The organism is Celeribacter sp., from assembly GCF_048259695.1.
In the GTDB taxonomy this organism is placed as follows: domain Bacteria; phylum Pseudomonadota; class Alphaproteobacteria; order Rhodobacterales; family Rhodobacteraceae; genus Celeribacter.
In genome coordinates this window covers 606533-625631 of sequence record NZ_JBLXHL010000001.1, presented here as the reverse complement: position 1 = coordinate 625631, position 19099 = coordinate 606533, and the positions used below count along the sequence as shown (strand labels likewise).

At 60.4% G+C, this 19099-nt stretch carries 15 protein-coding genes; 11 read left to right on the top strand and 4 right to left on the bottom strand.

All coding sequences use genetic code 11. The features are described 5' to 3' along the window. Positions 1–14: 14 nt before the first annotated feature. Together dnaE and ACN0Q0_RS02975 are read left to right on the top strand one after the other, a co-directional pair. Positions 15–3536, top strand: coding sequence for a DNA polymerase III subunit alpha (dnaE, locus tag ACN0Q0_RS02980; protein WP_417241861.1), 3522 nt, complete (start codon positions 15–17; stop codon positions 3534–3536). Then, entirely contained in the window at positions 3536–4702 is a 1167-nt protein-coding gene (locus ACN0Q0_RS02975; RefSeq protein ID WP_417241860.1) for a hypothetical protein, read from the top strand. The genes dnaE and ACN0Q0_RS02975 overlap by 1 nt, the downstream gene beginning before the upstream one ends. Before the next feature lie 29 nt (positions 4703–4731). Here ACN0Q0_RS02975 and ACN0Q0_RS02970 read toward each other — a convergent pair whose 3' ends face one another. After that, a complete protein-coding gene (locus ACN0Q0_RS02970; RefSeq protein ID WP_417241859.1) occupies positions 4732–4944 on the bottom strand; it encodes a SlyX family protein in 213 nt (70 codons plus the stop codon). 99 nt (positions 4945–5043) lie between these two features. Here ACN0Q0_RS02970 and hisS point away from each other — a divergent pair, with 99 nt between their 5' ends. The 3 genes from hisS to hisG are packed head-to-tail and all read left to right on the top strand — an operon-like array spanning position 5044 to position 8335. Next, complete coding sequence (gene hisS, locus ACN0Q0_RS02965; RefSeq protein ID WP_417241858.1) at positions 5044–6540, top strand: histidine--tRNA ligase; 1497 nt, start codon at positions 5044–5046, stop codon at positions 6538–6540. After that, the gene (locus ACN0Q0_RS02960; RefSeq protein ID WP_417241857.1) at positions 6540–7637 is read left to right on the top strand and encodes an ATP phosphoribosyltransferase regulatory subunit; all 1098 of its coding nucleotides are present in this window, start codon (positions 6540–6542) and stop codon (positions 7635–7637) included. The genes hisS and ACN0Q0_RS02960 overlap by 1 nt, the downstream gene beginning before the upstream one ends. Beyond that, the gene (gene hisG / locus ACN0Q0_RS02955) at positions 7637–8335 is read left to right on the top strand and encodes an ATP phosphoribosyltransferase (RefSeq protein ID WP_417241856.1); all 699 of its coding nucleotides are present in this window, start codon (positions 7637–7639) and stop codon (positions 8333–8335) included. The genes ACN0Q0_RS02960 and hisG overlap by 1 nt, the downstream gene beginning before the upstream one ends. Before the next feature lie 27 nt (positions 8336–8362). Here the strand turns inward: hisG and ACN0Q0_RS02950 are convergent, their stop codons facing one another. Continuing rightward, the gene (locus ACN0Q0_RS02950) at positions 8363–8782 is read right to left on the bottom strand and encodes a DUF1489 family protein (protein WP_417241855.1); all 420 of its coding nucleotides are present in this window, start codon (positions 8780–8782) and stop codon (positions 8363–8365) included. A gap of 127 nt (positions 8783–8909) precedes the next feature. Between ACN0Q0_RS02950 and ACN0Q0_RS02945 the strand changes: the two genes are divergently transcribed. From ACN0Q0_RS02945 to dacB, 3 genes are read left to right on the top strand one after another with little or no spacing between them, the layout of a single operon-like run. Continuing rightward, positions 8910–11177 (top strand): adenosylcobalamin-dependent ribonucleoside-diphosphate reductase, encoded by a 2268-nt coding sequence (locus ACN0Q0_RS02945; RefSeq protein ID WP_417241854.1) that lies wholly within the window; start codon positions 8910–8912, stop codon positions 11175–11177. Positions 11178–11226: 49 nt separating this feature from the next. Further along, positions 11227–11835 (top strand): nicotinate-nucleotide adenylyltransferase, encoded by a 609-nt coding sequence (locus ACN0Q0_RS02940; protein WP_417241974.1) that lies wholly within the window; start codon positions 11227–11229, stop codon positions 11833–11835. Between the two features lie 46 nt (positions 11836–11881). After that, entirely contained in the window at positions 11882–13405 is a 1524-nt protein-coding gene (gene dacB / locus ACN0Q0_RS02935; RefSeq protein ID WP_417241853.1) for a D-alanyl-D-alanine carboxypeptidase/D-alanyl-D-alanine-endopeptidase, read from the top strand. Positions 13406–13417: 12 nt separating this feature from the next. Here dacB and ACN0Q0_RS02930 read toward each other — a convergent pair whose 3' ends face one another. Continuing rightward, entirely contained in the window at positions 13418–13849 is a 432-nt protein-coding gene (locus tag ACN0Q0_RS02930; RefSeq protein ID WP_417241852.1) for a tellurite resistance TerB family protein, read from the bottom strand. A gap of 114 nt (positions 13850–13963) precedes the next feature. Between ACN0Q0_RS02930 and ACN0Q0_RS02925 the strand changes: the two genes are divergently transcribed. The 3 genes from ACN0Q0_RS02925 to ACN0Q0_RS02915 all read left to right on the top strand — a co-directional run bounded on the left by ACN0Q0_RS02925 (position 13964) and on the right by ACN0Q0_RS02915 (position 18552). Continuing rightward, positions 13964–15607 (top strand): lysine--tRNA ligase, encoded by a 1644-nt coding sequence (locus ACN0Q0_RS02925; protein ID WP_417241851.1) that lies wholly within the window; start codon positions 13964–13966, stop codon positions 15605–15607. 86 nt (positions 15608–15693) lie between these two features. Continuing rightward, on the top strand, positions 15694–16092 hold the full coding sequence (locus ACN0Q0_RS02920) for a DUF4864 domain-containing protein (RefSeq protein WP_417241850.1): 399 nt from the start codon (positions 15694–15696) through the stop codon (positions 16090–16092). 168 nt (positions 16093–16260) lie between these two features. Next, complete coding sequence (locus ACN0Q0_RS02915; protein WP_417241849.1) at positions 16261–18552, top strand: right-handed parallel beta-helix repeat-containing protein; 2292 nt, start codon at positions 16261–16263, stop codon at positions 18550–18552. A gap of 62 nt (positions 18553–18614) precedes the next feature. On the opposite strand, the gene ACN0Q0_RS02910 is transcribed toward ACN0Q0_RS02915, so the two are convergent. Further along, the gene (locus ACN0Q0_RS02910) at positions 18615–19097 is read right to left on the bottom strand and encodes a HugZ family protein (RefSeq protein WP_417241848.1); all 483 of its coding nucleotides are present in this window, start codon (positions 19095–19097) and stop codon (positions 18615–18617) included. Positions 19098–19099: the final 2 nt, after the last annotated feature.

Here is a 19099-nt window from a genome sequence, read left to right as displayed (position 1 = left end):
ATAGCGTGCGCCCAATGAGCAGCCCCAATTTCATCCACCTTCGGGTCCACACCGAATATTCCCTCCTTGAGGGCGCGATGCGTCTCAAGAAGTTGAGCGGGATGGTCGCGGATGCGGGGATGCCGGCGGTGGCGGTGACGGACACCAACAACCTGTTTTGTGCCTTGGAGTTTTCCGAATACGCAAGCGGCGCAGGGGTGCAGCCGATCATCGGGTGCCAGATCGATCTGGCCTATGATGTGGCGGCGACAGGTGAGCGCCCGCGTGGCCCCGCGCCGGTGGTTTTGCTGGCGCAGAGCGAACAGGGCTATGAGCATCTGATGAAGCTCAACTCGTGTCTTTATGTGGATAAACACGACGGTATTCCGCAAGTGACCGTGGACGAGTTGGAGCGCTATAGCGCGGGGCTGATTTGCCTCACGGGCGGATCGAACGGTCCCGTGGGCAAGTTGATTCAGGCGCAGCAAATGCCCAAGGCCCGTGCGCTATTGGAGCGTCTCAAGGCGATTTACCCCAACCGTTTGTATGTGGAATTGCAGCGCCACCGCGGCGAGGACGGGCAGGCCACCGAGGCCGAGCGCCTCACCGAGCGCCCGTTTGTGGAATGGGCCTATGATTTGGGTCTGCCGCTTGTTGCGACCAATGATGTCTATTTTCCCGATGCGGAGATGTACGAGGCGCATGATGCGCTGATCTGTATCGCCGAGGGCGCCTATGTCGATCAATCCGAGCCGCGCCGCCGGTTGACGCCCGAGCACTATTTCAAGACCCCTGCGGAGATGGCAGCACTCTTTGCCGATCTGCCCGAGGCCCTGGAAAACACCGTCGAGATCGCCAGGCGCTGTGCGTTCAAGGCCTACACACGTGATCCGATCCTGCCGAAGTTTGCCGACGACGAGGTCGAGGAATTGCGCAAACAGGCGTGGGAGGGATTGGACGCGCGTCTGGCCGTGATCGAACCCGCCGCGCCGCGCGAAGAGTACGACAAACGGCTCGAGTTCGAGTTGGGCATCATCGAGCAGATGGGTTTTCCGGGCTACTTTTTGATCGTGGCCGACTTTATCAAGTGGGGCAAGGAGCAGGGCATTCCTGTGGGGCCGGGGCGCGGGTCCGGTGCGGGCTCGCTCGTGGCATATGTGCTCACTGTGACGGACCTTGACCCGCTGCGCTATTCCTTGCTGTTCGAGCGGTTCTTGAACCCCGAACGTGTGTCGATGCCCGACTTCGATATCGACTTTTGCATGGATCGCCGCGAGGAGGTGATCCGCTATGTGCAGGAGAAATACGGCCGTGACCGCGTGGGCCAGATCATCACCTTCGGTGCGCTTTTGTCCAAGGCGGCGGTGCGTGACATCGGACGGGTGTTGCAGATGCCATACGGTCAGGTCGACCGCCTATCCAAGCTGATCCCCGTCGAGGGCGTCAAACCCGTGTCGATCCATCAGGCGTTGCAAGACGAGCCGCGCCTGCGCGAAGAGGCGCGGGCGGAGGAGGTTGTGGACCGCCTTTTGAAACACGGCCAAAAGGTCGAGGGCCTGCTGCGCAATGCGTCCACCCACGCGGCGGGGGTGGTGATCGGGGATCGTCCGATTGACGAGCTTGTCCCTCTGTATCAAGACCCCCGTTCCGACATGCCCGCCACCCAGTTCAACATGAAATGGGTCGAGCCCGCGGGTCTGGTGAAATTCGACTTTTTGGGTCTGAAAACGCTGACGGTGATCCAGTCGGCGATGAATCTGATTTTCAAAGAGGGGCGTGATTTGCATGTCGCGGCGGATGGCACGCAATTGTACACGCCGCCCGAGGGGGCCAAGAACCAGATCAACCTCATCCCGCTTGATGACGAGAAAACCTACAAACTCTACTCGGATGCCAAAACGGTTGCGGTGTTTCAGGTGGAAAGCTCGGGCATGATGTCCGCGCTGCGCCAGATGAAGCCGACCTGTATCGAGGACATCGTCGCGCTCGTGGCGCTCTACCGTCCGGGTCCGATGGAAAACATTCCGACCTATTGCGACGTGAAACACGGGCGCAAGGAACTGGAATCGGTTCACCCCACGATCGACCATATCCTCGAAGAGACCCAAGGCATCATCGTTTATCAGGAACAGGTGATGCAGATCGCGCAGGTCATGGCGGGCTACTCGCTTGGCGGTGCCGACCTGTTGCGTCGCGCGATGGGGAAAAAGATCAAAGAGGCGATGGACGCCGAGCGCCCGAAATTCGAGGCCGGTGCGGCCAAGAACGGCGTGACGGCGAAAAAGGCCTCCGAGGTCTTCGACCTGTTGGAAAAATTCGCCAACTACGGTTTCAACAAATCCCACGCGGCGGCCTATGCGGTTGTGTCCTACCAGACGGGGTGGCTCAAGGCGAACCACCCTGTCGAGTTCATGGCCGGTGTGATGAATTGCGATATCCATCTCACGGACAAGCTGTCGGTCTACGCCGAAGAGGTGCGTCGCGGTCTTGATATCGAGATCATTCCGCCCTGTGTGAACCGGTCGTTGGCAACTTTTGATGTGGTGGATCAAAAACTGGTCTATGCGCTCGGCGCGCTCAAAAACGTCGGCGGCGAGGCGATGCAGCTGATCGTCAACGCCCGCAACGAGGGCGGCAAGGAGTTCGTGACGCTGTTCGATTTTGCCCGTCGTGTGGACCTGAAACGTGTGGGCAAGCGCCCGCTTGAAATGCTGGCGCGTGCGGGGGCGTTCGATCTGTTGGATAGCAACCGCCGCCGCGTGTTCGAGAGCCTTGATGCGCTCGTGCAATACTCCGCCGCGATCCACGAGCAAAAGGCCTCCAATCAGGTGTCGCTGTTTGGTGACGCGGGTGAGGATTTGCCTGAACCGCGCCTGTCGCCTGCGGGCGATTGGGTCGCCTCGGAACGGTTGATGGAAGAGCAAAAGGCGATCGGGTTCTTTTTGTCGGGTCACCCGCTTGATGATTATGCATCGGCGCTCAAGCGCAAGAAAATCGGCACCCTTGTGGGCGCACAGGCCAAGGCCGAAGCCGAAGGCTCTGCCGTGATGCAGGTCGGCGTCATGGTCTCGGGCTTTCGCGAGATGAAATCGTCAAAGGGCAACCGCTATTTCCGCATGAACATTTCCGACAGCACCGGACAGCTCGCGGGCATCGCGATGTTTGCGCGCAAACCCGAGGATCTCAACGCGGCCCGCGCGGTGTTCGAGAGCACGGACAAGGTTGTCGTGACCCTGGAGGGGCGGTTCAATGACGGGCAGTTTGACCCGACCATCCGTGCCGTTGCCCCGATGGATACGGTCGTGGCCGATGCCGGTGCTGCGGGTCTCAAGGTGTTTTGTGATCAGGCTTCGGCCATCATCACCGTCAGTGAATTGTTGACCCGCGTGACGCGGGAGGCCAAACAACCGGCCAAGGGTGTGTTGTCCTTTTGTCTCATGGCCCCTGACTTGCCGGGGGAGGTCGACATAGAAATAGACCGGCCGTTCGTGATCTCGCCCGAAGTCAAAGGCGCGATCAAATCGATGGATGGCGTTGTTATGGTGGAAGACGATTGATGCGGATTTTGGCAGGCGTGATGGCGATGACGGTTCTGGCGGGGTGCCAGATGGAGTTGCCCGCATTCGGCGCGGCAAAGGTGGCCCCCGATGATGCGGCGGTGGTCGCAATGGTGCCGGATGCCACGGGGACGCAGGTGTCCGGGGCGGATGTGACCGCGGGCGAGGGTGAGGGCGGTTCGGCTCAGGCGCGGGATCTTGCGGCCGCGTTCGAACAGGCGGCGACCCCCGCGCCCGAACGCAAAGGGCTTTTTGCATTCCTGAAAGCCGCACCGCCGCCCTCCCCGCTTGAGGGGACCGACATCGAAGTGATCGCAAGTGCCGGGGCCCAAGAGGCGGAGACGGCGGCGGCGGGCGCGGGCAAGGGCGGAATTTTCGCCTTTCTCAAACCCAAGGCGGCAGCCGGCGTCTCAATTGACGCCGTGCCACAAGCCGCTGCGCCTGATGGTGCTGCGGATGTCGACGTGGCTGCGGTGTCGCCAGATGCGGCCGCACCCGAAGTGCATCCCGAAACCGTTGGTGTCGCGCCGGACGCTCCGGCCCCCACGGAACCCGCGCCCATCGCGCAACCCGTCGCGCAACCCGCCGCGCCCGCGAGAAAAGGTCTGTTCGCGGGTCTGTTCGCCAATACGGGGGCGCGTGCCGCCGGATCGAAACATGCAGGGGCGCACAAAACACAGTCCACTGTACAACCGGGCGAGGTGCTTCCCTTTGGTGTGGTCGGCATTGCCTGTGAGGCCAAACCCGCCGCACAGGGTGAACTTGTCGACAAATTCCCGCGAGAGGGCCGCGCGGTTTGGAAACTCTATGACACCGACCCTGCTTCGACAGGGGCCCGCACACAGTTCATCACCGGATTTGACGACAAGTGTCCGCGCCAAATCACCGCCTCGTTGGTGATGTTCGGCTCGGCGGCCTTGCACGAGGTCCATCGCTACGCCAAGGCCCGTAAAGACGTGTCATGGTCGGAGGCGGACGCGGCCTATGAGGTCATCAAGGCCAAGTCGTGCGGCGTGGGCAAAGGTGTCGGTTGCCCTGCGGCCAGGTTGCCGGCCCTGGAGCATAGCATGGCCTTTGTGTCGGTTTACAAAACCTTTGGCGGCTCCGGAGACTGGTTGGAGCTTTTGCTCGCGGACGGGGCTTTGGTCACGGACCAGATCCGTTAAGCGCGCCGTCGATCCGCGCATTTGTGGCCTTACCAGTGGGGGGGGCGTTGATCGGTGAGGGCAATCGACCCTTCGCCATCGGCCTGACGTGACACTTCGGCGTCCATCAGCATCCCGAGGCGGCGCTGCATTTTGTCGAGGTCGTTCTCCTGACGTGCGATGACATCGGACAGCTCGTCCACCGTTTTCATCAGGTGGGAAATTTGCTCTTCGAGCGCGGTAATGCGGTCGGTGTCTGACATGTTCTTTGTTCTCCATTCGCCTCTTTGCGGCTCATCCGCTTGCCCCAAGCGCCCCCTTCGGCTATGCCGCGAGCGACAAAGCGTCAAGGAACCAACCCGATGGCCAAGCCCAAGAAAACCCCGCGCCCCAAGGCAATCGCGCCCAAAGGCTTTCGTGATTATTTCGGCACCGAAGTGACCGAGCGCAAGGCTATGCTTGATCGCATTGCCGAAGTCTATCACCTTTACGGGTTCGAGGCTTTGGAAACATCGGCGGTCGAGACGGTCGAGGCGCTTGGAAAATTCCTGCCCGATGTGGACCGGCCCAACGAGGGCGTGTTCGCATGGCAGGAAGATGATTCTGCCGACAAAGGCGATTGGGTCGCGTTGCGCTATGACATGACCGCGCCGCTTGCGCGTGTGGCGGCGCAATACCGCCAGGATTTGCCGGTGCCGTACCGCCGTTTTGCGATGGGGCCGGTGTGGCGCAATGAGAAACCCGGACCGGGGCGGTTCCGTCAGTTTTACCAATGTGACGCCGACACGGTTGGTGCGCCCTCTGTGGCCGCCGACGCCGAAATTTGTGCGATGCTGTCCGATACGTTGGAGGCCGTTGGCATCGCGCGGGGCGATTACATTATCCGCGTCAACAACCGCAAGGTGCTCGACGGGGTGTTGGAGGCCGCGGGCCTGCCTGACACCGATGAGTTCGCGGCAACGCGCGGCATCGTTTTGCGCACCATCGACAAGCACGACAAATTTGGTGACGCGGGCGTTATGGCGTTGTTGACCGAGGGGCGCAAAGACGACAGTGGCGATTTCACAGATGGGGCAGGGCTCGCCGCCGCACAGGTCGAATTGATCCTCGGGTTCGTCAACGGTCGCCAAACCGACAATGCCGCCACGCTTGTGCGGTTGGGCGAGTTGGTGGGCGATGTGCAAACGGGGATCGAGGGGGTGAACGAGCTGCGCGAGATTGCCGATCTGCTTGCGGGTCAAGGCTATGGCGCGGACCGCATCGTGATCGACCCCGCCGTTGTACGCGGGCTTGGCTATTATACCGGCCCTGTTTACGAGGCGGAGTTGACCTTTGAGGTTACCGACGAAAAAGGCCGCGTGCGCGAGTTCGGCTCGGTCGCGGGTGGCGGGCGCTATGACGATCTGGTCAAACGCTTCACCGGTCAGGCCGTGCCTGCGACGGGCATGTCGATCGGCGTTGACCGCCTTTTGGCCGCCTTGCGGGCGACGGGGCGCATCGGGTCCGAGGAAGCGGGGCCTGTGGTTGTGACCGTCATGGATAAGGCGCGCATGGGCGACTACATGCAGATGGTCACCGAGCTGCGCCAAGCGGGCATTCGCGCCGAGGTCTATCTGGGCAACCCCAAGAATTTCGGCAACCAGTTGAAGTATGCCGACAAACGCAATTCCCCTGTGGCCGTGATTCAGGGGGGGGACGAGCATGAGAGGGGCGTTATCCAGATCAAGGATCTCGTCCTTGGGGCGAAGATCGCGCAAGATGCGACACTCGAAGAGTGGAAAGACCGCCCGAACCAGTTTGAAGTGCCGCGTGATCAGTTGATCGCAAAGGTGCGCGAGATCATCGAGAGCTATGCCTGATGCGCAAAATGACGTCTGAAAAACACCTTGTGCGGGCCGAGGCCGAAGCGCTTTGCAACCAGTTCGTTGCGGGGGGTGCGGCGCGGTTCGAGACGGATATCTTGCTACCCGCCGAGGTGCTACTTGATCTGTACGGCGAGGATATTCGGGCGCGGGCCTACGTGACGTCTGACCCCGAGCGTGGCGAAATGATGCTGCGCCCCGATTTTACGGTGCCGGTTGTGCAATGCCATATGGCGGGCGACGGGTTGCCCGCGAGCTACACCTATCTGGGCGAAGTGTTCCGCAAACAGGACGATAACCCGCAGCGCAGCAGCGAATATATGCAGGTGGGCTATGAGGTGTTTGGTGGCGCGGATGCCGCGGCGGCGGATGCGGATGTGTTTGCGAATTTTTCCGAACAGTTGAAAGAGTATGATCTGCGTGCGGCAACGGGTGATATCGGGATTCTGGTCGATGCGGTGCGTGGGTTGAACACGACCGAACGCCGCCGTGGGGCCTTGTTGCGCCACATCTGGCGCCCGCGCCGGTTCCGCGCCTTGTTGAACCGCTTTTCTGCGGGCGGCACGGCGCTGCGCGAGGCCAATATCGCGCGGGTGCGTGCCAATCTGGCTGACGAGGCTGCGCCGTTTACGGGGCTGCGCACCCAAAGCGAGATCAACGCACGGATCAAGGCCCTCGAAGAGGACGCGGAACAGCCGCCGGTTTCCGAGGGCGAGGTTGAATTGCTCGACGATATTTTGTCGCTCAAGGAAACGGTGCCGAATGTGTTGTCGGCCCTGCGCGATATCGCCGTGGATATGCCCGCCATTTCGGGCGCGGTGACGCGTCTGGACCGGCGCAGTGAGGCGTTGTCAAAACGCGGTGTGGATGTGGACCACCTTGATTTCGAGGCCTCCTACGGGCGCACGTCGATGGAATATTATGACGGATTCGTGTTCGGGTTCTATGCCGAGGCGCGGCCCGATTTGCCGCCTGTGGCCACGGGCGGGCGCTATGATGCGCTCACGGCCGTGCTTGGCCAAGGGGCGGGTGTGCCGGCTGTGGGTGGTGTGATGCGGCCCGATCTGATGCTTGCCCTCAAGGGAGCCATGTGATGACGATTAAACTGGGCGTGCCTTCAAAAGGCCGGTTGATGGACAAGACGTTTGAATGGTTCGCGAACCACGGGATTACGTTGCGCCAAACCGGTGCCGAGCGCGAATACTCGGGCGCGGTCGATGGCATCGAGGGCGTGGAGTTGGTGTTGTTGTCGGCGTCCGAAATTCCGCGCGAGCTGGCGGCGGGGCGTATTCACCTCGGTGTGACGGGGTCGGATCTGGTGCGCGACAAGTTGAGCCAGTGGGATGCGAAAGTGGTTGAAATGGCGCCCATGGGGTTTGGCCATGCCGATCTGATTATTGCGGTGCCAAAGGCGTGGGTGGACGTTGATACGCTTGACGATCTCGATGCGGCCGCGGCGGCGTTCCGGGCGCGCCACGGGTTTCGTTTGCGGATCGCGACCAAGTATCACCACCTCGTGCGCGAGTTCCTGAAGGCGCATGGCGTGGCGGATTATCAGCTTGTGGATAGCCAAGGCGCCACTGAGGGCACCGTGAAAAATCTCACGGCCGAGGCCGTGGCCGATATCACGTCGACGGGCGAGACATTGCGGGCGAACCACCTCAAAATCCTGAGCTGTGAACCTGTGCATAAATCACAGGCGACACTGTTCAAAAGCCGGACGGCGCATTGGGATGACACGGACCGTGCGGCGATGTCCGTGCTCAAGAATATGTTGCAGGCGGGCGACTAAGCGCCCGCGCAATGCCGCCCTGACGGTTTAAAGCAGGCCGATGTCGGCGAGGGTTTGCGCCAATTCGGCGGGCAGTTCGGGTTCGCTTTCGCGCCCTTTGGGCAGATCGGCGGGGGCGTCGTCGGGTTTGAGGTAACGCCATCCCTGAAACGGGCGGCGCTGCGCACTTGTGGTGCGGATCAATTCGGCGTCGAGCATGATGGCACAGCGCCGCACGCCATCGGCCCCGCGATATTCCTCTAACGCGACAATGCGTTGGCGGGCCTGAATGACGCCTTTTATCACCCAATAGAGCGAGCCGCCCGCGAGAAGGGCCTCCTCTTGTTTGGGCCACATGCGGGTTACGTGCGACGTGGTTCGGGTGCCGCGATGTGCGATGCGTGCGGCCAGGTCGTCGACGCTCTCCACGCCGACGCAAAGCTTCACAAGATTGACGTGATCTGCCACTATGCCCTCCTCAGGTCGAGCGTGACAGGATATGGCAATTGCGCCCGAGTTCAAGTTGCCTTTCGATCCCAAGCACGCTAAATCCCGCGACCCACACCCCATGATGACAAAAGATCGGACCTGCTCAATGACCCGTTTCGCTGCCCCTATCGCTGAACAAATCTGGGACATGAAATACCGTTTCAAGGAAGCGGGCGGTGCGCCGCTTGATCTGACGGTCGAGGACAGTTGGCGGCGTGTGGCGCGGTCTTTGGCCTCGGTCGAGACGGATGCGGCGGCATGGGAAGACAAATTCTATGCCGCCCTTGAGGATTTCAAATTCCTGCCTGCGGGCCGTATTCTGGCGGGCGCAGGGACAGAGCGGTCTGTGACGCTGTTCAACTGCTTTGTCATGGGCACGATCCCCGACAGCATGGGCGGCATTTTCGACATGCTCAAAGAGGCCGCATTGACCATGCAGCAGGGCGGCGGCATCGGGTATGATTTCTCTACGATCCGCCCCAAGGGCGCGGATGTGATGGGGGTGGCGGCGGATGCCTCCGGCCCGCTGTCGTTTATGGATGTGTGGGATTCGATGTGCCGCACGATCATGTCGGCAGGTTCGCGGCGCGGGGCGATGATGGCCACGATGCGCTGTGACCATCCCGACATCGAGGATTTCATTTCCGCCAAACAGGACGCCGCGCGGTTGCGGATGTTCAACCTCTCCGTTCTGATCACCGATCCGTTCATGGAGGCGGTCAAGGCCGATGGCCCGTGGGAGTTGGTATTCGGTGGCAAGGTGTATCACACCGTTCAGGCCCGTGATCTTTGGAACAAGATCATGAAGGGGACGTATGATTACGCCGAGCCCGGTGTGATTTTTATCGACCGCATCAACAAGCTCAACAACCTCGCCTATGTCGAGGATATCGCGGCGACCAACCCGTGTGGTGAGCAACCGTTGCCGCCCTACGGGGCCTGTCTGCTTGGCTCCATCAACCTTGCGCGACTGGTCGAGGCGCCGTTTGAGGATGGTGCGCATCTTGACATCGACAAGCTCACCGATCTGGTCGCCACCGCGGTGCGGATGATGGACAACGTGGTGGATGCCTCGCGTTTCCCATTGGAGCAGCAACGCCAAGAGGCGCAGGCCAAACGCCGCATCGGTCTGGGTGTGACGGGTCTGGCCGATGCGCTGTTGATGGTCGGGCAACGCTACGGCTCCGAAGAGGGCGCCGCGACCACCGAGGCGTGGCTCAAGGCCATCGCCCGCGCCTCCTATCTCGCGTCGAGTGATCTGGCCAAGGAGAAGGGTGCATTCCCGCTGTTCGACGCCGATAAATATCTCGCCAGTGGGTCGCTCACCCATATGGATCAGGACGTCAAAGACGCGATTGCCACCAACGGGATCCGCAACGCGCTGTTGACCTCTATTGCGCCGACGGGGACGATCTCGCTCTATGCGGGCAACGTGTCCTCGGGCATCGAACCTGTGTTTGCCTATGCCTACACCCGCAAGGTGTTGCAAAAGGACGGGTCGCGCACCGAAGAGGAAGTGGTGGACTACGCCGTGAAACTCTACCGCGACAAATTCGGCGCGGATGCTGCATTGCCCGACTATTTCGTCAACGCGCAAACCCTTGCCCCGCTCGATCACGTGCGGATGCAGGCGGCGGCGCAAAAATGGGTCGACAGCTCGATTTCCAAAACCATCAACTGCCCCGAAGACATCAGCTTTGACGATTTTAAAGAGGTCTATATGGAGGCGTGGGATACGGGCTGCAAAGGCTGCACGACCTATCGCCCGAACGATGTGACGGGATCGGTTTTGTCGGTCAGTGAAACCTCCGACGATGTCCCCGAGATCCAAGAGGGCGCGGATGTCGTCTATCTGTCCGAGCCGCTTGACCGGCCGCAGACCCTTGAGGGTGCGACGTATAAGGTCAAATGGCCCGACAGCGAGCACGCGATATACATCACCATCAATGACACCGTGCATGGCGGCCATCGCCGTCCGTTCGAGATTTTCATCAATTCCAAAAACATGGAGCATTTCGCGTGGACCGTGGCGCTGACGCGGATGATCTCGGCGGTGTTCCGTCGTGGGGGCGATGTGTCGTTCGTGGTCGAAGAGCTCAAGGCCGTGTTCGATCCGCGCGGTGGTGCGTGGATGCAGGGCAAATATATCCCCTCCATTCTGGCGGCGATCGGCGGTGTGATCGAGCGCCACCTGATCGAGACGGGGTTCATCGCGGGTGAGGGCATGGGCCTCAAGGCCGACCCCCAGGCACAAGCGGTCGCCATGGGTGATAAATCACGGGGCAAGGCCTGTCCGTCCTGTGGTCAATACGACCTGCGCATGGTTGAGGGCTGTATGACCTGTGGGTCGTGCGGGCATTCCAAATGCGGATGACGACGGTCGGAAGGCCACATAAGGCGCGTGTGGAGTGTTACGATACATGATGCGCCATCGCCTTCCATATGCGCGGCGCGGTCAGGTGATCGGCTTGCTCGGAGGGTCGTTTGATCCTGCGCATGAGGGGCATGTGCATATCACCCGTGCGGCGCTCAAACGGTTCGGCCTTGATGCGGTGTGGTGGCTTGTCACGCCGGGCAATCCGCTCAAATCCGCGGGACCGGCGCCTCTTGATCAACGTCTGGAGCGGGCGCGTGCCGTGATGGACCATCCGCGTGTGCAGGTCACGGACATCGAGGCCCACACCGGGACGCGGTACACCGCCGCCACACTTGATGCGCTGCGTGATCTGTATCCGGATGTGACGTTCGTGTGGTTGATGGGCGCGGACAATCTGGCGCAATTCCACCACTGGCAGGACTGGCGCGGTATCATGGCGACAACACCCGTTGGGGTGATCGCGCGACCGGGGACGCGAGGGGCGGCGCGCAATTCCGTGGCGGCAAAAACCTTTGCCTACGCCAAGTTGCCTGCGCGGTCTGCGCGGCTGTTGGGGCGGCGTGGCGTGCCGTCATGGTGCTTTATCAATGTTCCGATGAGTGATGCGTCCTCGACACGGATTCGCAACGCAGGCGCATGGCCGCATGATGTGTGACAAATGGGCCTTGCTCTTGGCGTGGTGGCTCGCTTAACTCGGCGTCATGTATGAAAAAACGTCCAGATCGGTGAGCCGCCGTGCGGCCTTGGGGTTGCTTTTGGGCGGCGTTGCGGGCGCGGCCTTTGGTCAGGAGGGCGGGACGGTGGCGCCACGGATCACCTCGCCGTTTCCTGTGCCGCGCCCCGCTGATCTCTTCAAACGTGCCATCCCGAGTGCGGAGGATCTGGTCGCCGCCTCGGGGCTGTCGGGGCAACTGTCCTTTGCGGTGGCCGATGCGGTCACGGGGGAGATATTGGAGACGCGCAATCCGGTGTTGCGTCTGCCGCCGGCGTCGGTGGCCAAGGCCGTAACGTCGATCTATGCGCTTGAAATTCTGGGGGCGGGGTTCACATTCCAGACGCGGGTCTTTGCGACAGGACCCGTGGTCGAGGGCAAGGTTCAGGGCGATCTGATACTGGCGGGCGGTGGAGATCCCACACTCGACACCGATGGGCTTGGCGCGTTGGCCGCACAGGTGAAGGCGGCGGGAATTGCGGGCGTAACGGGACGGTTCTTGATTTGGGACGGGGCCTTGCCACGGATCAACCAGATCGACGATCAACAGACAGAATACGCGGGCTATAACCCGACCATCACGGGGCTAAACGTGAATTACAACCGCGTGCATTTCGAATGGCGCCGCGCGGGTGGGGATTACACGGTCAAAATGGATGCGCGGGCCGAACGCTATGCCCCGGATGTCAAGATTGCCTCCATGCGCATTGCACCGCGGGATCTACCGGTTTTTGATTGGGAGGCCGGTCAGGACCGTGACGATTGGACTGTGGCGCGTTCGGCGCTTGGCAATGGCGGGGCGCGGTGGTTGCCCGTGCGTTTGCCGACGCTTTATGCGGGCGAGGTGTTTCAGGCGGTCGCGCGACAAAACGGGGTTTCGTTGCCCAAAGCGGTGCGGGCGCAGGCCGCGCCCGATGGTGATGTCGTGGCGGTTCACGACAGCCTGCCGCTGACCGTCATGGTGCGCGACATGTTATTGTATTCGACCAACCTGACGGCGGAGGTTTTGGGGCTTCGTGCGACACTGGCACGCGGTGGCGATGCGACATCGCTAAGAGGCTCGGCGCAGGCGATGACGACATGGGCGCGCGCACGCCTTGGTACGCGGCATCTGGCCTTTGTCGACCATTCCGGTTTGGGGGGAGAGAGCCATGTGTCGACCTCCGATATGGTGCGTCTGTTTGCGTCAAACGGGGTGGAGGCTCTGGTCGGGCCGCTGTTGAAAACCATCGGGATGCCCGACGCGAGCGGCAAGACGATCGACCCGAACCACCCTGTGCGGGTGGTGGCCAAAACGGGGACGCTTGATTTCGTGTCGACCTTGGCGGGGTATGCCACGGGGCCAGACGGGCGTCGTATGGCGTTCGCAATTTTTGCGGCTGATTTACCGGCGCGGACCGAGGCAAAGGCCACGGGCGCCGAGGTGCCACGCGGGGCCAAGACATTCAATTCAGAGGCCAAAAAGCTGCAAAAGCAACTTCTGGACCGTTGGGGGACGCTTTACGCCAGTTGAGCGGCGATTGTGTTATTCGCTTGGCAAAGTGGCGTAGCGGGCGCGCGCCCCACGTTCAATCGCGGCGGCGTGCAAACGGTCAATCGACAACTCGTAGCGGATTTCGGCCAACATCTGTAGCTCGGCCTCATAGGTGTGGCCATCGGCGGCGGCCACATCACAGGCCAGCGCATAAGCGGTCTCGAACAGGGGCTGCGGCAGGTTTTCGCGGATCAGGCCGAACAGGGCGTCCAGTCCATCCTCCTCGCCAAACAGATCGAACACCACCGAGGACACCGTTTTGATGCGGTCGGGGTCGAAATCGGCAAAGATCGGCAAGTGGTTGACGATGGTTTCAATCGTCACAAGTTCCGAGGTGCGCATATTCTCGTCGGACAAGGAAACGGCGATCATGGTGGCCACAAGACAGTCTTGTGGCGTGAGGGAATAGGGAAGATCGGCCATTTTCGGTCCTTTACAGGTTGTTTGAACCTCAGACATTATTGACCTAGCCGCCCATGAGCAATAGGAGACGAAGGCTGCGGGGTGGTCCCGTGCGAGAAACAAGGATTGCTTGATATGTCTGACCTGCGTGACGCTGGTATGAACTCGAAAGCGTGGCCCTTTGACGAGGCGCGTAAAGTTCTCAAACGGTATGAGCAATCCAAGGACAAGAAGGGCTATGTGCTCTTCGAGACGGGCTATGGCCCCTCTGGTTTGCCGCACCTTGGCACCTTTGGCGAGGTTTTGCGCACAACGATGATCCGCCGCGCGTTCGAGGTGATTTCGGATGTGCCGACGCGCCTCATTTGTTTTTCCGATGACATGGACGGGATGCGCAAAGTCCCCTCCAACGTTCCCAATCAGGAGATGTTGGCCGAGCATGCGCAAAAGCCGCTGACCTCCGTACCCGACCCCTTTGGCACGCATGACAGCTTTGGCGATCATAACAATGATATGCTCAAACGGTTCCTCGACACGTTCGGGTTCGATTACGAATTCTATTCCGCGACCGACTATTACAAATCGGGCAAGTTCGACGAGGTGCTTAAACGCGCCGTCGACAAATACGATGACGTGATGAAGGTGATGTTGAAATCCCTGCGCGAAGAGCGCGCGGCGACCTATTCCATCTTTCTGCCGATCCATCCCGAAACCGGTCGCGTGTTGTACGTGCCGATGAAATCGGTCAATCGCGAGGACTACACCATCACGTTTGACGACGAGGATGGCCGCGAATGGACCCTGCCCGTGACGGGCGGCAATGTGAAATTGCAGTGGAAGCCCGATTTCGGCGCACGTTGGGCCGCGCTTGGTGTGGATTTCGAGATGTTCGGCAAAGACCACTCGACCAACGCGCCGATTTATGGCCGCATCTGTGACATCTTGGGCGGTCAGCGTCCCGAGAACTACACCTATGAGCTGTTTCTCGATGCGCAAGGCGAGAAAATTTCGAAGACCAAGGGCAACGGTCTGTCGATTGACGAGTGGCTGTCCTATGCCTCGACCGAGAGCCTGAGCTATTTCATGTTCCAAAAGCCCAAGACCGCAAAGCGGATGCATTTCGATGTGATCCCGCGGGCGATGGACGAGTACCACCAACAGTTGCGCGCCTATGCGACACAAGACGTGGCGCAACAGGTGGCCAACCCCGTGTACCACATCCACGGTTCGGATGTGCCTGTGTCCGATATGGTGGTGCCGTTCTCGATGCTGCTCAACCTTGCGTCTGTCGCAGGGGCGGCGCAGAAAGAGCAGCTTTGGGGCTATATCCAACGCTATGCGCCCGAGGCCTCGCCCGAGACCAACCCGCAACTGGATGCGGCGGCGGGGTATGCGGTGCGCTACTACACGGATTTCGTGAAGCCCGAAAAGACATTTCGTGCCGCGACCGACGCCGAACGTGCGGCGATGGCGGATCTGGCCGCAGCGCTCAAATCCCCCGAGGCCGCTTTGGCCGAGATCGCGAAAAAGAACGCAGCCGCAGGATCGGACGAGGCCCTTCCAGAGGTTGATTTCACGGATGGTGATTTCTTGCAAACGGTGGTCTTCGCGGTTGGCACAAACCACGGTTTCGCGAACCTGCGCGAGTGGTTCAAGGCACTTTACGAAGTGCTCTTGGGGCAATCCCAAGGCCCACGGTTCGGGTCGTTCATGGCGCTTTACGGCGTTGAAGACAGTATTGTCCTGATCGAAAAAGGGCTTGCGGGCGAGCTTTCCTGAGGCGCGACACGCCGTCCGAGCCAAGCCTGTTTGATCCAACCCTTCGTGGCGCTACGTATATTCCGTAGCACACGGAGGGTTTTTTAATGTTCAAACGCATGACAATTGCTGCCGCCATGATGGGGCTTGCGCCATTGGTCGCATCCGCCGATGCGGTGACCGATGTGATCGAGCGACAACTCGACGCCTTTGCCATCCGCGATATGATCACGGCATGGGATCAGGCCAGTCCGATGATTCACGAACAGTTTTTCGACCCGCGCAATTTTGCCGCGATGGTCGAGATGGGGTATCCGCCCATATGGAACAACGCGGGCGTGCGCTTTGCGGGGCGCATCGAGCGTGACGGGAGGGTGCGCCAAACCGTGGTGGTCACCGATGTCGATGGTGCGACGCAAGCCTTTGAATACGATATGATCCGGGCCGGTGACGGATGGAAAATCAACGGGGTGCGCCCCGTGGAGATGCCCGATGCGGCGGTCTGATTTTTCCGTGGTGTTGCGTCCGTTCGGGGTGGGGCGCTCGCCCCTATAAGGGCCGCGTAAACCCGATCAGCTATCTCTTTCGCATCTTGGGACATGTGCCCCGAGTCTCGTGGGTAAACCGTGAAACTTGGGCGCCCATGGCATCTAATGGAGTCGAAAGGGGTTCGGATGAACAAGGCCATTACAGACGGGCTGGCGCTAATGCCGCCGGCATTTTCAAGCGGATTGGACGTATGGTCCAGTGAGAACGGGACGCCGGGATCGGCAACCTACGATGGCGCGGGAAACGCGGCCTTTGTCCCTGCGGATGGTGATTTCGGCGGCGCGCTTGAGATCGTCAAACAGTCCACCACAACCAAGCTGCGTTACATGGGCGAGACGCCTTTGTTGCCCGGAATGTATTTGCGCATCACCGCGCGGATCAAGGCCGTCTCGGGCAACCTTCCCAATGTGCGCATTGCGGGGTGGGCCGGAAACAGTTCCGATAGCCATGTCACGGGCCTGACCGAAGAGGGAAGCGAAGTGGCGTTGACGGCCTATGGCGAGGTCGTCGAGGTGTCCGCTATCGTCGGCTCCGGATCGCGAAACGGTGTGGATATGCCGTGGGGGCTGGAGGCTGTTTACGGGCATTTCGGTCTTGATTTGACGGGGGCCAATGGCGGCACGGTGCGCATTGACGATCTGCGGATCGAGGATGTTTCGTCGTTCTTCTTTGCCGACAGCACGGGGTCGATTGACGTGCGCGATTATGGTGCGGTTGGCGATGGTGTTACGGATTGTTCCGCTGCATTCGAGGCCGCAGACAATGCGGCGAACGGGCGCAAGGTTTTGGTTCCGGTTGGCACCTATCACCTCACACAGAACCTCAGCCTTGTGCATGAGCCGGTCTTTGAGGGTTTTGTGACACAGCCGGACGACAAGTTTCTGGCGCTGCGCCGTGGCTACGACCTTAACTCCTATATCGATGCGTTCGGGGATGAGGTCTTGGCGTTCAAGAAGGCGTTCCAGGCCCTGTTGAACTTCACCGACCACGAGGCGCTTGATCTGTGTGGACGGCGTATCGAAATCGATGCTCCGATTGATATGCATGCGGTGGTTGGCAATAAAGACACCTTTGCCACCCGTCGCAAAATCTACAACGGCCAGTTCAACGTTCAATCCTCGAGCAATTGGGACGCCGAGACGGTCACATCGCAGGCAAGCTATAATACGGCCAACGAGTTCGAGCTGACCAATGTGGCCAATATCGCCAATATTCAGGTCGGCAGCCTCGTCACGGGCAATGGCGTGGGCCGTGAGGTCTATGTCAAATCGGTCAATGTGGGTGCGCAAAAACTGGAGTTGAGCCTGCCGCTTTGGGATGCCAACGCCAACCAGACCTATACCTTTACGCGCAACAAATACGTGCTCGATTTCTCCGGATTCACCAAGCTGTCGCAGCTTGAAATCATTGAGGTGGAATTCCTGTGCAATGGCCATGCCTCAGGCATTATGTTGGCACCGGAAGGCATTTCGTTCGCCTTTAAAGACAGCCATATCAAATCGCCCCTACAACGCGGGATCACCTCGATCGGGCGGGCCTGTCAGAACCTGACGATCGATGGCTGTCAGTTCGTGTCCAACGAGGGCGGTGTCGACGCCGATCAACGCACCTCGATTGCGTTCAACGTCAACGCCAACGACCCCAAAGTGCGCAACAACCGCTTTGTGTTGTTCGGGCATACGGCGGTGCTTGCGGGGACGGGGAACCTGTTTGTTGGCAACCACTGGTTCCAGGGCGACTACAACACGGATAGCCCTCGCGTGGCGGGTCTGGTGTTCACCGCGATGAACGTCAAATCTATCATCACGGGCAACTATATCGATAACTGTTTTATCGAGATGACGAACGAACATGACATTGATCCGGATTTCAATTCCGAGTTCTCGTTCGGTGGCTTGACGATTACCGGCAACATCTTTGTGGCGACGGATGCCGCATCGTGGTTCTCGTTTATCGTGTTCACGCCGCGCGGTGACGGCCACTTTATCAATGGCATGTCGGTGCAGGGCAACACGTTCAAGGCGATCAACGGCTTTCTGGACCGTATTGACCGCGTGGACACCACCTTTGCCGATCTTGATTACGGCCGGATGCGTAACATCGTGTTCGAGGGCAATACGTTTAACGGTATTTCGGAGCTTACGTTCAACCCTGTGTCGCTCGACTTCACGCAGGCTACGGCGTCGAGCAACTGGGTGCTTGATCCGTCCGAATACCTGCCGTTTGGCGGTTGGGCCCGCACAGTCGAGAGCATCGTGTTTAATGGTGAGTTGACCGATAGTGGCGGACAGACGGCCTCTGCGATGCCCTATGTCACGCCGAACTATGGCTCGAACTCGAACCAGATCCGGTTGACCTTTCCGCAAGCGACACGCGGCACGGTCCAGATGTCGGTCCGGATGGATCGTCCGATCTGATCAAGGGGTCTGAAACCTGTTTGCCAAGGGCCGGATCGCGTAAGCGGTTCGGCCTTTGTGCATCACGGTGTGAGATCGTCGGCGCTCAGGGTGTAGGCCTTGCCAAACCCGCCGTTGAGATCGGCGGAGAGGGGCGTGAACCGAACGAAATTGAAATCTGCAAAGTCGATATAGAGTTGGGATTTCGGGTGATGGCTTAGCCATGCGGCGCGCGTGGCGGCCTCCTTTGGGACGACCTGTGCCGTGGCCGCAAGTGTCAGGCGTGTAAAGGCGAGCGGGTCGCCCTTGGCGGGGGCTTCCCCGATCAGGAGCGAACACACGGGAGATGCCTTGAGCCGGATGGCGTGTGCGGACAGATCAGAGATCAAGGTGAGCAAGGAGCCGTCATCGCCGCGTCCAAAGGCGATGCGGGTCACATGGGGTGCGCCGGTGTCGGGGTCGACCACCCCGAGGGCGGCAATGCGGGCGCCCGCAATGAGGTCGCGTGCCACCGCGCGGGCGGTGTCATCTGTCGGGCGGATCGGGGATGGTCGGGCCTGTGTCATGG